Source organism: Deltaproteobacteria bacterium (assembly GCA_019912665.1).
Classification (GTDB): Bacteria; Desulfobacterota; GWC2-55-46; order GWC2-55-46; family GWC2-55-46; genus UBA5799.
Genome location: JAIOIE010000021.1, coordinates 403,396 through 416,493 on the forward strand (window position 1 = coordinate 403,396; position 13,098 = coordinate 416,493).

The following is a 13,098-nucleotide window of genomic DNA, read 5'->3' on the forward strand; positions in this document are numbered from 1 at the left end:
TTTTTCTCCTCGTTTTTAAAAAGAGTATAGACGGCCATTGTCAAGGGAGTGTGACGGGAGTGTTATAGTTCCGTTTCCTGGCCCTCCCTTAAGCAGGCGCTCCACCCTGGTGAAAAGCTCCTCGAGGCCGAATGGCTTGGTCATGTAATCGTCTGCGCCCGTCTCCAAGCCCTTTGCCATGTCTCCGGGCAGGCCCTTGGCCGTCAAGATGAGCACACGGACCCCGGCCCTTTCCTTTTTGATGCGCCTGCAGAGCTCCCACCCGTCGATGCCGGGAAGCATGAGATCCAGTATCACCAGCTCCGGCGAGAACGACCTTGCGAGGATTAACCCTTCGCTTCCGTCGAGAGCGCCGCGAGTCGTGTAGCCCTTTCGTGTGAGGTTAAAGTCCACGAGGTCCAGAAGATCCAGCTCGTCCTCGATTATCAGTATCCTTTCCTTTCCCATCCTTTCTCCTTTTTTCGCTTTTTTCTTTTATTATGGAGAAGTCAGGTAAAGCCTGGGTTACGGGCGCGTTAAGGTTTTGCGATCAGGAGAAAAAATGAGGGATCATTGCGAGGGAGGCGGAGCGGGAGATGGGTCTCCGAATCCGGCAGTGTGGAACGCCGCCGTCCGGCTTGAAAAAAAAGCCCGGCGGTTTTGCCGCCGGGCTTTTTCGCTTCCAGTCGATGGATTTTTCTTAGGCAACTTCTAAAAATTCGAAATTTTTAGAGATTGCTGCCCTTATTGGCCTTGCAGTCCCTTAAGATAATCGGCCAGCTGGTTCACCTCGTCCTGTGAAAGCTTCTGCGGGGGCATTCCGGTCGGGAACTGCTGCGGGTATTTCCTGTCAGCGCCCTGGCGGCCCTGGGTTATGGTCTGGGCAATTTCCTCCTTGGAGGCGTCCCGTACGAACTGGTTACTGGCCAGGTTCGGCGCTATGGCCGTGCCCTTTGCCTCCGGGCCGTGGCAGGGCTGGCACCTGGACTTGAAAAGCGACCCCGCGTCAGCCGCCAGGGCCGCTCCTGGAACGGCCAGCGCCAGGGTGAAAACCGCACAGGAAATGGTCCTTTTCATAAGGCCTCCTTTTGGTTTAAAAACAATAAATAAAAGCATATCCGTAAGACTTGCATATTTCAAGTGCGTTTGGGAAAATCATGCAAAGTCCGGCGAGGACTTAAAACCGGTCAGGAGGAGATACCATGTCGGTTCTTCTTGAATTCAGCATGACTCCCATCGGCAGGGGCGAGAGCGTAAGCAAATATGTCGCACGGTCGCTTGAAATCATCGACCGGAGCGGGCTCCCGTACAGGCTCAACCCGATGGGAACTGTCATCGAGGGCGATTGGGACGAGGTCTTCGGGGTCGTGAAAAAGTGCTTTGAGCGGATGAGGAAGGATTGCGGACGAGTCTCGGTCTCCATAAAGGTCGATTACAGGAAAGGGAAGAAGGGGAGGATATCCGCGAAGGTCGAGTCTGTTGAGAAGAGGCTTAAGAAGGAGCTACGGAAATAGCGCCCGCGGCCTCGGCGTAGAGGTCGTAGTCTTCGGCTCCGGTCACAACTGCGGATATTATATCTCCGGGCGCGGCAAAGGTTGCCTTCATGTATACAGCTCCGTCCACGTCCGGCGCCTGGGAAGAGGCCCTGCCCTTAAGCGAGTACATCTCGCCCGGGCCCTCCTCAACGAGCACCTTTATCGTCTTGCCGACAAGCTCCTTGTTCTTCCGGAGTGAAATCTCCCGCTGCGCGCTCATGAGCGCGTCCATTCTCCCGGCCTTTACTTTGGTCGGGACCTGCTTTTTGAAATTGTATGCAGGGGTGCCTTCCTCCCTCGAGTACATGAAAACGCCGAGCCTGTCGAATTGGACGGCCTCGATGAAATCAAGGAGCTCCTCGAAGTCCCTGTCCGTCTCACCGGGGAAGCCTGTTATGATGGAAGTCCTCAAGGTCAGGGCCGGGAGCCTTGAGCGGAGCTTCTCGATAAGCCCCTCCACCTCGGCCCTCGTGTACTGCCTGTTCATTGCCTTCAAGACCGGCGGGCTTATGTGCTGGAGAGGAAGGTCTATGTAGCTTAATACCTTTTTCTCGGCTTCCATTATGGATATGAGCCCGTCGGATATCCTACCGGGATAGAGATAAAGGAGCCGTATCCACTCTATCCCCTTAATGGGGACGAGATTTTTAAGCAGCCCTTCGAGACCCGCGCCCCTGTCCTTCCCGAAGGAGGTAGTGTCCTGCGCGATGAGATTTATCTCCCTTATGCCCTGTTCCGCGAGGGAGGCCGCCTCCCTCACGACCGACTCGACGCTCCTGCTTCTGAAGCCGCCCCTTATGGAAGGGATGCTGCAGTAGCTGCAGTGGTTCGAGCACCCCTCCGCCACCTTTACGTATGCGTAGCGGCCCGGGGTCGAGACGATCCGCGGGGTCGTGTAATCGTGTATGTATGTAGGAAGGCCTACGAGCACCCTCTCCCTGAAGTCCTCCCGTATCACTTCTGCAATCCTGTGGTATTCGCCTGTCCCGATGAAGCAGTCTACCTCAGGGAGGCTATCCGCGAGCTCTTCTTTATAGCGCTGGGTGAGGCACCCCGCGACTATGAGCCTCCTGCACCTTCCGTTCTTCTTCCGCTCGGCAAGGGCCAGGATGGCGTCGATCGACTCCTCCTTCGCGTCCCCGATAAAGCCGCAAGTGTTAACGACGATCACGTCCGCTAGCGCTTCATCTGTCGTAAGCTCAGCCCCTGCCTCCCTGAGGATGCCTAGCATCACCTCGGAATCAACGAGGTTCTTGGGGCAGCCGAGGCTTACGAGGCATACCTTTTCCGCTGTCTTTTGCATAATGGGATATTTTAACTTGAATGAACGGGGGCGAGCAAGGCTAAACGCGCCGTAGGCATGGAATTTATTAAAAGACCGCTCCTTCCGGAATGCTCCGGACGGCGTGGGATGAGATATCGATACCGACCTTGGGTACTAAACAGCTTTCTTGAAGAGCTCCGTGTGTTCGCCCTTCTCCTTATGCGCCTGGAACACCGGGCAGCTCGAATGGAGAAGGGAGTTGCAGAGCGCGTCATAGTCGAAGAGGCTCGGGACCATGCTGCTCAAAGAGGCCTTGCATACGGCCCCGGCGAGATGGATGCACCTGGTTTCCATGCTTTTCCTCCTTTATCTTTCGGACCTGTCACGCCCGTTTACCCTTCTCATCGGAGGCATGGAAGGAAACTTGAATGATTTAAAGAAAATAATAAAAGGATTCGGAATTCAAAATTGAACCGCATGAAATGAAAAAAGCCCTCGCCGGTCGCGGCGAGGGCTTTTGATTTCTTCCGGATAGTTTAACCGAGGAGCATGGATTCGAGCCTCTTTACCCTCTCCTCTATCGGCGGGTGCGTGCTGAAGAGCTTGAAGAAAGCGCCGCCCGAGAGCGGGCTCACGATGAACATATGCGAGGTAGCGGGGCTTGCCTCCATCGGTATCCTCTGCGAGGCCATGTGGAGCTTCCTGAGGGCGTTAGCGAGGTACAGAGGGTTGCCGGCTATCGTTGCCCCGCCCTCGTCCGCCTTGTATTCCCTGGACCTCGATATGGCCATCTGCACGAGCATGGCCGCGAGGGGCCCCACTATCATCATGACGATCGCCGCGATGGGGCTTCCGCCGTCCCTGTCATTGGACCTGCCGCCGAATATCATGGCCCACTGGGCCATCTGAGCGAGATAGCTTATGGCCCCGGCAAAGGAGGCGGCTATAGTGCCGACGAGTATGTCCCTGTGCTTTATGTGCGCGAGCTCGTGCGCGATGACCCCCTCAAGCTCCTCGCGGGAGAGGATCTTCATAAGGCCCGTGGTCACGGCTACCACGCCGTGGGCCGGGTTCCTTCCGGTCGCGAAGGCGTTCGGCTGGGGCTGTTCCATTATGTAGACCCTGGGCATCGGGAGCCCGGCAGCACTTGAAAGCCTTGCCACTATCGAGTAGAGCTCCGGCGCCTCCGCTTCCGAAACCGGCTTTGCGCCGTACATCCTGAGTATAATCTTGTGGCTGAACCAGTAACTGAAGAAGTTCATGCCGAAGGCAAGGACGAGCGCGATGGTCATGCCGCTCTGCCCGCCTATGACCGCCCCGACCGCGACCAGCATGAGCGTTAGCGTCAGCATGAGAACTCCGGTCTTAAGCCCGTTCATTGTAGTTCGCCTCCGTATCCTTTCTGGTTGTTAGGTAACCTAATAAATAAAAAAAACCTTATACCGCGGGAAGCCAAAAGCCCTCCCAAGCGCGGTAAAGGTCTCGCTGTTAGCTCCGCTAACCAATGGCGCCGGGCCGGGTGGCCGTGCTGGCGGCGTTCATTGCAAGCTACTCCCCTTTACGGCAAAAATCTTAACAGAAATAGCCTGCGTTGTCAAGGTAAACGGGGTGCCTTTAATAGAGGGGCGTTCCCGTCCTTTGTCCGGGAACGCCCTTTCCGGCTTTTAGGCAGCCTCTAAAAATTAGAGATATTTCCCGCTTTTCCCGTAACTACCCAGAGTCCGGGGAAAAGACCAATTTTTAGAGGTTGCCTTTATTTCATCGCGTTTATCCTGTACCGGACAGCCGAATCAGCGGACTCGAAATATATCGCCTCGCCCCCCGGTCCTTCGAGTATCACTGCCCGGGCCTTGTCTACCTCCTTGCCGGTGACAGGGTCTACGGCATATCTTACGGTCCGGTCCGACTTGAGCCTTTCAACGCAGCCTGCGCAGCACCCGTAATAAGTCTTCCCCTCAAAGTCGACGGGTATCTGGGGCCTGCCCATCACGGCGTCGTTCACCATGCAGACCCTGTCGGGTTCCGCTTCCTTTATCCCCGCCCTCATGGCTTCGGCTTCCGAATAGGCATGGAGCATCAGTATGCCCAGCACTATGAAAAGGCTTATCTTCAAATGGCTTCCGATACGGGATAGCATAGTAATAAAAATCCTCCCATGGAGTTTTGGATTAAGTCCAGGCCCCATAATATTCTACTGTAAGTAGAATGTCAACCTCTTTTTCTGGAAAATCGTTAAAAATCGTACTCTTATGGGTTTACAACGGAACACGAAATGATTCTGGTTGAGGAAGGGATGGCATGTCGCGCAGGCTAAAGAAGTGAAAGTTCATTCCTGAGCCTCTCAGTAAGACTGGCGAGCGGCTCCATGCAGATTCCGGGAAAGCTCCTTACGACTTCCTCAAGCGGCCTGCCTGAGGGGGTCATTGCGTGCGGGGCAAGCTCATATAGGGGAATTCCGATGAAGGGGCGGGCCTCTATCTCCGGGTCCGGGAGGACAAGGCCACCTTCTTCAATCCTTATATCCTCATAGGAGATGAGGTCCAGGTCGATGGGCCTCGGGGCGTACCTGTCATCTGTGCGCACCCGCCCGAGCGAGGCCTCGATATTCTTGAGCTCGGCCTTGAGCTCAATCGGAAGTCTTGCCGTCCTGAGCCCGGCTACGCAATTAAGGAATTTGGGCTGCTCAGGCCTCTCAAGGGGCTCGGTCCGGTATATGGTCGAGAGGGCGAAGAGCCCCTCTCCTGAAAGGAGCCGCAAGGCCTTCCTGAGGTTCTCTTCAGGGTCCAGGTTCGAGCCGATACCCACGAAGGCCGAAGGCACTAACGCCCCCTTGTTATCTCAACGCCCACGGTCCTTGCGAACCTCAAGGCCGAGGGCTTATCCACCCTCACCCTTACCCTTTGAACGGACGGGTGCTCAAGGCAGAGCCTTGCTATGCCCTCTGCCAGCGCCTCGATAAGATGGAAACTCGAGGACTCGACGAACCCTAAGACCTTTTTCTTGATGTCCCTGTAGTTGACGGCGTCCGCGATATCGTCCGATATGCCAGGGGCCTTCAGGTCGGCATGGAGGTCTATATATATCACGACGTCCTGCCTTTCCCTCCGCTCGTCATGGTTTATGCCGATAATGCAGCGGGCCGAAAGCCCTTCAATCAGGATGCGGTCCCCTGTCGTACTCAATAAGGTGCCTCCCTCCGTCAACGTATATGACCTCTCCGGCCAGGAACTCGGATTTAAGCAGGTAGATTGCCGCCGCCGCTATCTCCTCGGGGTTTCCGCGCTTTTTGAGCGGCACGGTCTTCTTAAGCCTTTCTATATATTCAATGCCTTTTCCGGGCGGCGGAAGTATGAGGCCCGGGGACACCGCGTTTATTACGAGCCCGGGCGCGTACTCGACGGCAGCCATCTTCGTAATCACGGAAAGGAGGTGCTTGCTCAGAATGTACTCCGCGTGGGTCCAGTCGTAGCCCGAAAGTCTCGAATCAAGGAGGTTCACCACCTTTGCATTTTCCGAAAGCCTCGCAAGGTCGCGTATGAGGACAAACGGGGCCCAGGCGTTTACGCGTATGTTCGATGAGAGCCCTTCGAGTGTCATGTCCTGAAGGGTCGATTGCGGAAAGATGGACGCGTTGTTTACGAGGATGTCGACTCCGCCCGTCTCTTTGACGGCCCTTTCGATGAGGCCCTCATACCCCTTCTTGTCGAAATCGGCCTGTACGAGCCAGGACTTTACGCCAATGGACTCAAGGGCGGCTTTAACCCCTTTTGCCTCGGCCTCGGAGCTGCTGTAGTGGATGCATACGTTTGCGCCCTCTTTCGCAAGCGCGATCGCTATTTCCCTTCCTATGCGCTTCGCCCCGCCGGTAACAAGCGCGTTCCTTCCCTTCAATTCCCAGGCCATCCGGCTTCTTCTCCGATTTTATCAGGTAAATCCGACCTTATATTCACCCCGCCTCGCAATCGAGGCTCAATGCGCCTTCATCTCGTCTATCTTGGCCGCGAGTATGAAGTCGTTCCTCGAAAGCCCCCCTATCTTGTGGGTTTCGAGATGCAGGCCGACCTTGTTGTACATGATCGAGATGTCAGGATGATGGTCCTCTGAGGCCGCTAGCCCCGCGACACCGTTAACGAATTCCATTGCTTCGCTGAAGTCCTTGAATTTGAACTCCCTCTCTATCGCCGAGTTCCGCTGCGCCCAACCCGGCACCTCCCTTGTGAGCTCCTGAATCTCGCTCCCGGAAAGGGGGCTCTCCCCCTTCTCAATAGGACGGCAGTTCTCTTCTGAAAGCTTCATGGCTTATCCTCCCTGTTTTCCGCAGGACGCCGACGAAGAGAGACAACCTTTAAATTAGAGATTTTTCCCGCAATCAAGGAAGGCCAGGAATAAAAAGCGGAGCATATATGACAATATGTGAGCATTTTATTCACGGCCTGACGCAGAGTCCGGGGAAAAGACCAATTTTTAGAGGTCGCCTCTATTTTATCCTTCCCTTAAGGTCCGAGTGCGTAAAATGCTTCCCTTTTTTTATGAGCTCCCTCGCCTCGTCAACCTTCTCCCAGATGTTGCAGAGCATTACTCCCCTCACGCGGCCGTCCCTTAAGTAGTATACGACCCCTTTCATGTTCTCTTCCTGCCAGTCGGCGAAGGTCTCAAGAGACGAGCTCACCTCGCCCACTGCCTCGTACCCGAGATCAAAGAGGTCCGAGAAGAAATACGGCATGTGATGGTACGGCTCAGCTCCCCCTGCCATATTGGCGCCCGCGAGCTCCCCCTGCGAGAGGGCGTTGTCCCAGTGCTCCACCCTCATCCTTTTCCCGAGCTCCTTATACGGGAAGTTGGCCACGTCCCCTGCCGCGTATATGTCCGGCCCGGAGGTCATCATGAATTCGTTCACGATTATGCCGTCCTCGACCTTAAGCCCCGCGCCCCTTGCAAGGTCGGTAGCGGGGACTATCCCCGCGCCCACTATAACGGCATCGGCCTGGAAGACCATCTCGCCGGTCGTCCTTACTACCATCTTACCGCCTGACCCTCCGAACGAGGCAGGCGATTCGCTCGCGAATACCTTTATCCCCCTTTTACCGAATTCCGCCTGGACAGCCCTTCCAAGCCCCTCCGGAAAGACCTTGTGGCAGATATAGGGGGAGGGGAAGACCATTGTTACGTCCACCCCGTTCATGTTGAGAGAGGCGGCTATCTCGGAGCCGATGAACCCGCCCCCGACGACGACCGCTGAAGCGCCCTTCCCGGCCCTCTCCCTTAACCGGGTGTAGTCGCCGAGGTCCCTGTAATAGATGACTTCGCCGAGCTCGCCTCCGGGGATGCCGAGCTTTCTCGGGATTCCGCCTGTCGCGATCAAAAGCTTCTCATATCCGAATTCGGCCCCCGTATCGTCGGTTACGGTCTTCTCAACGGGGTCGAGCTTCACCGCCTTTTTCCCGAGGCGGAGTTCCACCCCGTTATCGCCGTAATAGCCGGGCTCGTGGATGAATATGTCCTCGACCTTTTTCTTGCCGAACCAGAGCTTTTTGGTGAGCGGGGGCCTGTCATAGGGCCTCTCGCTCTCCGCTCCGATGAGAAGGACCCCGCCCTTCTTATCGCGCTCCCTTATTCCCTTTATTGCCGAGGCCCCCGCAAGACCGCCCCCGACGATAACGTACTTAAAACCCCTTTTCATTCGGCCTCCGCTGAAAATACGCAAAGACAGTACAGATTCATTTTAGCATATAACAAAAACACCCGCTGATGCCTGCCCCACGCCCTTGCGGGCGGCATAAGGCTTATTCCGTCATTTCTGCTTTCTTCTGGATTTTTTCAGCTGGTTTTTGATGGCCTCGCCGTCCCTTACGAGGTCGGCCATGGTCTTTCCGTCCAGCACCTCCGAAAGCCTCCTCTGCGCTTCCTGCCATACCGGGTGGACCGGGCAGAAGTCGTCCCTGTGGCACTCGCCCTTCCTGATGAGACAGATGTTAAGGTGTATCGGTCCCTCGACAGCCTCGATGGTCTCCTTGAGCGTTATGGTCTCAGCAGACCTTGCGAGGGTAAAGCCGCCGTTAATGCCCCGGCGGGACCTCACGAGCCCCGCGCGCACAAGGTGCTGCATTATCTTCGAGAGATAGCTCTTCGGCACCTCCTGCGATTCGGAAATCTCGGTTATGAGTGCGGGCTTGCCCGGCGGCTGGGATGCGAGGTAAAGGACGGCCCTGACCGCGTATTCGCCGTTCCTGGTGAGTTGAAGCACAAGTCTACTCCTTAAAAAAAGACATTAAGGATGATTTTAGTCCTATTTGGGTCAATGTCAAGCTAAATATGGCTGTTTCCCTGGGGAGGTGGCAATATGCCGCGGATTCAAAGGGGGCCGGCGGCTTACGGCCGGCATCCGCCGGGTCAGTTCTCTATCGCGTTCCGTATTGACCTCAGGAGGTCAGTGACCTCGTAAGGCTTCTGGAGGAAATTGAACCCCCGGTCCCTTATCACCGGCCACTGCGACTCCACGTTCAGGTACCCGCTTGTGATGAGCGCCTTGAAGGCGGAGTTTCTTGCCCGGAGGTCGTCCACGAGGCGCACCCCGTCCTTGTCCTCCAGGACCATGTCGCTGAAGACGAGGTCGAAGAGGCCCTTCTCTTTCTCGAACAGCTCAATAGCCTCCTTTGCCGAGGAGGCCTCGAAGACCCTGTATCCGTTCCGGGCGAGCACAACCGCAACGCTCTTCCGGAGGAGCTTCTCGTCCTCGACGACGAGCACCCTTTCGCCCCTGCCGAGAAGCGGTCCCTTGGGGGGCCGCTTTGCCTCCGCCTCTTCCATCCATTCCATGGCCGGGAGGTAGACTTCGAACCTAGCGCCCGCGCCGGGCTTGCTCTCGACGTCTATCCAGCCCTTGAGCTCTTTCACTATGCCGTGCACGACCGCGAGGCCGAGGCCGGTGCCGCGCGGCCCCTTGGTAGTGAAGAACGGCTCGAAGATGCGCCTTATGACGCCGCCCTCTATCCCGACCCCGTCGTCCTCCACCGTGAGCCGTGCGTATGCGCCGGCCGATAGCGAGGCTGTCCTGGCCGAATCGCTCCCGGAGACCTCGACGTTGTCGGTCCTTATGGTTATGGTCCCGCCCCTCGGTAGCGCGTCCCTCGCGTTTATGACCAGGTTCATTACGATCTGCTCGATATTCACCTTGTCGGCGCGTATCTTCTTTATATGGGAATCGAAAAAGGTCCTTATGCGTATATTCTCCCCTATGAGGCGCTTAAGTATCTTGAGCATGTTGTCGACCTTGGCGTTCAAATTAAGGGGCCTCATCTGGGTGGGCTGCTTGCGGCTGAATATGAGGAGCTGCCTCGTAAGGTTCTCGGCCCTCTCCGAGGCTATGCCTATCTGCTCAAGGAAGGCCCTTATGTCGCCTTTCTGCTGCTCCCGTTTAAGGGCAAGCTCGGCATTGAGCTTTATGACGACCATGAGGTTATTGAAATCGTGGGCTATGCCTCCGGCAAGGGCGCCTATGGCCTCCATCTTCTGCGACTGTATGAGCTGGTCCTGTATCCTGCCCCGTTCCTCTTCCTCGGCCTTCCTCGGCGTTATGTCCCTGTCGACGCCCCTGTACCCGAGGAGGCTGCCGTTGGGGTCCAGTATGGGCGCGCCGCTCGTTTCGATGACGACCGTTCTTCCGTCTTTCCTTACCTTCCGGATCTCTATGAGCGAGAAGGGCTTTTTAATATCGGCAATCTCGTTGAACGCGGCCCTCATGCTTTGCGCCTCGTCCGCTGCCATGAAATCGAACCTGTTTCTCCCGACTACCTCCTCCGGCCTGTAGCCGAGTATTTCGAGTATTTTCGGGCTCGCGTATGTATACACGCCCTCTGAGTCTATCTCCCAGACCCAGTCGCTAGTCGTCTCGACAAGAGCCCTGAAGCGCTCCTCGCTCGCCCTGTGCCTCGAGATCAGCTCCTTGAGCTCACGGGTACTTTCCTCCACCCTGGCATCGAGCTCCCTGCCGGCCTCCTTAGTGAGAGAAAGGTCCTTAAGCACCCGCCATGCGCCGACAAGGACGCCTGAGGGGTCCATTATGGGCAGAATCCTCTGGCTTACCGGGATAATCGAGCCGTCCTTCCGGAGGTACTCGCACTCGCACTCGACGGGCAAGGTTTCCTCCGAGGCTCGCCCTTTCGGCGGCCCGGCTATGCCGGAGATCGAGAGCATCTTCAACTCGTCTCTTGAGTAGCCGAGCATCTCCAGGCAGGCCTGGTTGCAATCGAGGATCGCGCCGTCAAGCGAGGTCTCGATTATCCCTTCGCTTATGGACCCGAAAAGCCCCCTGTGCTTCCTTTCGGAGTCCCTTAGCTTCTCCTCTGCCCTTTTCCTGCGGGTTATGTCCTTGCCGCGCCCGATTACCCCCCTTATTATCCTGGTCCCCTCGTAATATTCAGGCAGAGCATAGAGCTTGAGCCAGCGGACCCCCGAGTCCCTGGAAATGTACCTGACCTCAGAATCAGACTGCCTGCCGGACAATACCGACGCGAGCATGTCCCGGTACTCCCGCGCATCCTCCGGGTGGATGAGCTTCTCAAGGCTCTCTGAGGAGGATATCTCCCAGTTGCCGTACCCCGAGACGTTCTCGAAGGCCTCGGTTATCCACTCCAGGTCCAGCCCGCCGTCCGGCCTTATGGACATCCTGAAGACGATATCCGATGTGAACTCCGTAAGAAGCCTGTAGCGGCGCTCGCTCTCTTTGAGCGCGCTGTCAGAGGCCTTATGCCCGAAGCCCTCTATCGACTTCCATTGCCCGTTGCACTTTATTATCGCGGGCCTGTGGCTCGCGGCCGCTTCCAAAAGCTCGGCGGCCCCGCACCCTTTGACCGGATAGGTGCAGAGAGCGAGCATATTGAGCTTCCGTATTGCGCCGTTGACCGCCTCTTCGTATTCCATGAAGCTCTTCCAGAGCTTCTTTTCGAGCCAGAGCGTGTTGCCTACGATTCTCAGCCCCTCAAAGCCGGCCTTTAATGCCCTGTCGTGCATCTCGGCCCAACCCCGAAGCACCTTTTCGGGCTGGAAGGAGCCCCCGCTCAAGTACCATTCGTCATGGCACAGGAACTCGATATCGCCCCTTGATATGCGCCGATCGAGGTCGTGGACGGCCCCTCCGAGCGCCTTCAGGGCATTTTCATGCTGCTCTCTCCCTGAGGTTATTACCATGCAGCGCTCGTTAGACCTGAGCCCCGCGGCTATGAACGGGACGACCACTTCCATGTGGTCGTCTTCCGTGCCGTAGAACTGGCAGAGATGCGTGCCCCAGGATACCTGCCCGACAAAGTCGATTCCAGAATCCCTGCTCCCCATTCCCTTCACCTCCAAGCGGGGTTTCCGAGCCTTCCCAAATATAACAAGTCTCGTTGAGCTTTTAAATATCTTATTGCGGTCAGCCTAAATGGAAGATTGACCCCCCATAAAGGGCATTGCCTTTATTAAACGGTGCCGATATGGGATTTCCAACGAGGTATTATAGCCTGGATCCGTGCCATCTGCAGGGTTCAGCTCATTTTTTGCTTCCGGACGGAAGGCCCGCTTATCCTTGACAGGGGGCCGTCGCTCTGTTACGTTCAGATTAAAAGGACCGTTTTTTTGCCGGGCCGGCTTACACCGGCACAAAAGGTGGACACATGGCAGAAGAGAGGACATTCAGGTTTTACGAGTGCTTCGCGCTCACGACTCTTACTGGCCGCAAGGCCGCGGACATACTCGACCTCCTCGATATAATGAAAGACGTAAGCCGCGAGTCCATCTTCCACCACATGCACCAGTATTTCCTGAAACCCCATGCGGTCGAGCCCGAGTTCCCGAACGACTTCGCGGTCTGGGTATCGGAATCGCTTGGCGAGCCGCTCCTTGCTGAAGCGCTCGCGAACGTGAACCCGTTCGAATTCGCGAAAATAGAGGACCTCCGCTCCGAACTCATGCGGATAATACACGAGTACCTCGATAATTATCCTCCGCCGAGGCCGGTCCTGCCCGGGCGCGAGTTCATGTTCAACGAAGGGATAACCATCGTGCTGCCGACCTCCATGGAATCCGGACCGCAGCTACATGATTTTCTGCAGAAGCTCCGGGAGGTCGACTTCTCGAGCATATATTTCCATTTCTATGAATCAAGGCTCAGGCTTGGCCGCCCGATAGACGATTTCAGCGAATACCTCTCCACCTCGCTCGGCCGCCCGGGCATAGCGGCCAGGATAAAATCGCTCGATCCTTACATGTATTCGACCGAGGTGCTCCGGGACAAGATAGCCGCGCTTATCGAGGAGGCGCTGTGAGCCTCAAGGACTACGAAGG

The 13,098-nt window shown here is 56.5% G+C and carries 15 protein-coding genes; 2 read left to right on the forward strand and 13 right to left on the reverse strand.

The annotated features are described in order from the left end of the window. Nucleotides 1-15: 15 nt before the first annotated feature. Both K8I01_11285 and K8I01_11290 read right to left on the reverse strand, forming a co-directional pair. Entirely contained in the window at nucleotides 16-447 is a 432-nt protein-coding gene (locus tag K8I01_11285) for a response regulator (protein MBZ0220999.1), read from the reverse strand. 276 nt (nucleotides 448-723) lie between these two features. Further along, complete coding sequence (locus K8I01_11290) at nucleotides 724-1,056, reverse strand: cytochrome c (GenBank protein MBZ0221000.1); 333 nt, start codon at nucleotides 1,054-1,056, stop codon at nucleotides 724-726. Between the two features lie 125 nt (nucleotides 1,057-1,181). Here K8I01_11290 and K8I01_11295 point away from each other — a divergent pair, with 125 nt between their 5' ends. After that, entirely contained in the window at nucleotides 1,182-1,493 is a 312-nt protein-coding gene (locus tag K8I01_11295) for an MTH1187 family thiamine-binding protein (GenBank protein MBZ0221001.1), read from the forward strand. On the opposite strand, the gene rimO is transcribed toward K8I01_11295, so the two are convergent. The 11 genes from rimO to K8I01_11350 all read right to left on the reverse strand — a co-directional run bounded on the left by rimO (nucleotide 1,471) and on the right by K8I01_11350 (nucleotide 12,108). Continuing rightward, nucleotides 1,471-2,817 (reverse strand): 30S ribosomal protein S12 methylthiotransferase RimO, encoded by a 1,347-nt coding sequence (rimO, locus tag K8I01_11300; protein MBZ0221002.1) that lies wholly within the window; start codon nucleotides 2,815-2,817, stop codon nucleotides 1,471-1,473. The genes K8I01_11295 and rimO overlap by 23 nt on opposite strands. A gap of 135 nt (nucleotides 2,818-2,952) precedes the next feature. Further along, nucleotides 2,953-3,132, reverse strand: a complete 180-nt coding sequence (locus K8I01_11305) for a hypothetical protein (protein MBZ0221003.1) — start codon at nucleotides 3,130-3,132, stop codon at nucleotides 2,953-2,955. Nucleotides 3,133-3,314: 182 nt separating this feature from the next. After that, nucleotides 3,315-4,157 (reverse strand): zinc metalloprotease HtpX, encoded by an 843-nt coding sequence (htpX, locus tag K8I01_11310; protein ID MBZ0221004.1) that lies wholly within the window; start codon nucleotides 4,155-4,157, stop codon nucleotides 3,315-3,317. A gap of 374 nt (nucleotides 4,158-4,531) precedes the next feature. After that, nucleotides 4,532-4,891 (reverse strand): hypothetical protein, encoded by a 360-nt coding sequence (locus tag K8I01_11315; protein ID MBZ0221005.1) that lies wholly within the window; start codon nucleotides 4,889-4,891, stop codon nucleotides 4,532-4,534. A 197-nt stretch (nucleotides 4,892-5,088) separates the two neighbouring features. Further along, complete coding sequence (gene folK, locus K8I01_11320; GenBank protein MBZ0221006.1) at nucleotides 5,089-5,598, reverse strand: 2-amino-4-hydroxy-6-hydroxymethyldihydropteridine diphosphokinase; 510 nt, start codon at nucleotides 5,596-5,598, stop codon at nucleotides 5,089-5,091. Next, nucleotides 5,598-5,960 carry a dihydroneopterin aldolase gene (folB, locus tag K8I01_11325; GenBank protein MBZ0221007.1) on the reverse strand — a complete coding sequence of 121 codons (363 nt, stop codon included), beginning with the start codon at nucleotides 5,958-5,960 and terminating at the stop codon, nucleotides 5,598-5,600. Before folB ends, folK begins: the two co-directional genes overlap by 1 nt. Beyond that, on the reverse strand, nucleotides 5,929-6,681 hold the full coding sequence (locus K8I01_11330; GenBank protein MBZ0221008.1) for an SDR family oxidoreductase: 753 nt from the start codon (nucleotides 6,679-6,681) through the stop codon (nucleotides 5,929-5,931). The genes folB and K8I01_11330 overlap by 32 nt, the downstream gene beginning before the upstream one ends. Before the next feature lie 66 nt (nucleotides 6,682-6,747). Then, entirely contained in the window at nucleotides 6,748-7,074 is a 327-nt protein-coding gene (locus tag K8I01_11335) for a 4a-hydroxytetrahydrobiopterin dehydratase (GenBank protein ID MBZ0221009.1), read from the reverse strand. A 181-nt stretch (nucleotides 7,075-7,255) separates the two neighbouring features. Then, nucleotides 7,256-8,458, reverse strand: coding sequence for an FAD-dependent oxidoreductase (locus tag K8I01_11340; GenBank protein ID MBZ0221010.1), 1,203 nt, complete (start codon nucleotides 8,456-8,458; stop codon nucleotides 7,256-7,258). Between the two features lie 111 nt (nucleotides 8,459-8,569). After that, entirely contained in the window at nucleotides 8,570-9,022 is a 453-nt protein-coding gene (locus K8I01_11345; GenBank protein MBZ0221011.1) for an Rrf2 family transcriptional regulator, read from the reverse strand. 146 nt (nucleotides 9,023-9,168) lie between these two features. Further along, nucleotides 9,169-12,108 (reverse strand): PAS domain S-box protein, encoded by a 2,940-nt coding sequence (locus K8I01_11350; protein MBZ0221012.1) that lies wholly within the window; start codon nucleotides 12,106-12,108, stop codon nucleotides 9,169-9,171. Between the two features lie 320 nt (nucleotides 12,109-12,428). On the opposite strand from K8I01_11350, the gene K8I01_11355 reads away from it, so the two are divergent. Beyond that, complete coding sequence (locus K8I01_11355; GenBank protein ID MBZ0221013.1) at nucleotides 12,429-13,079, forward strand: DUF5752 family protein; 651 nt, start codon at nucleotides 12,429-12,431, stop codon at nucleotides 13,077-13,079. The last annotated feature ends 19 nt before the right edge of the window (nucleotides 13,080-13,098 follow it).

Bases quoted from the DNA above. Each gene is read 5' to 3' on its own strand.
- K8I01_11335 (MBZ0221009.1), bottom strand. From the start codon at position 7,074: ATGAAGCTTTCAGAAGAGAACTGCCGTCCTATTGAGAAGGGGGAGAGC.
- K8I01_11350 (MBZ0221012.1), bottom strand. From the start codon at position 12,108: ATGGGGAGCAGGGATTCTGGAATCGACTTTGTCGGGCAGGTATCCTGG.
- K8I01_11330 (MBZ0221008.1), bottom strand. From the start codon at position 6,681: ATGGCCTGGGAATTGAAGGGAAGGAACGCGCTTGTTACCGGCGGGGCG.
- K8I01_11355 (MBZ0221013.1), top strand. From the start codon at position 12,429: ATGGCAGAAGAGAGGACATTCAGGTTTTACGAGTGCTTCGCGCTCACG.
- K8I01_11295 (MBZ0221001.1), top strand. From the start codon at position 1,182: ATGTCGGTTCTTCTTGAATTCAGCATGACTCCCATCGGCAGGGGCGAG.
- K8I01_11305 (MBZ0221003.1), bottom strand. From the start codon at position 3,132: ATGGAAACCAGGTGCATCCATCTCGCCGGGGCCGTATGCAAGGCCTCT.
- rimO (MBZ0221002.1), bottom strand. From the start codon at position 2,817: ATGCAAAAGACAGCGGAAAAGGTATGCCTCGTAAGCCTCGGCTGCCCC.
- K8I01_11285 (MBZ0220999.1), bottom strand. From the start codon at position 447: ATGGGAAAGGAAAGGATACTGATAATCGAGGACGAGCTGGATCTTCTG.
- K8I01_11290 (MBZ0221000.1), bottom strand. From the start codon at position 1,056: ATGAAAAGGACCATTTCCTGTGCGGTTTTCACCCTGGCGCTGGCCGTT.
- K8I01_11340 (MBZ0221010.1), bottom strand. From the start codon at position 8,458: ATGAAAAGGGGTTTTAAGTACGTTATCGTCGGGGGCGGTCTTGCGGGG.
- htpX (MBZ0221004.1), bottom strand. From the start codon at position 4,157: ATGAACGGGCTTAAGACCGGAGTTCTCATGCTGACGCTAACGCTCATG.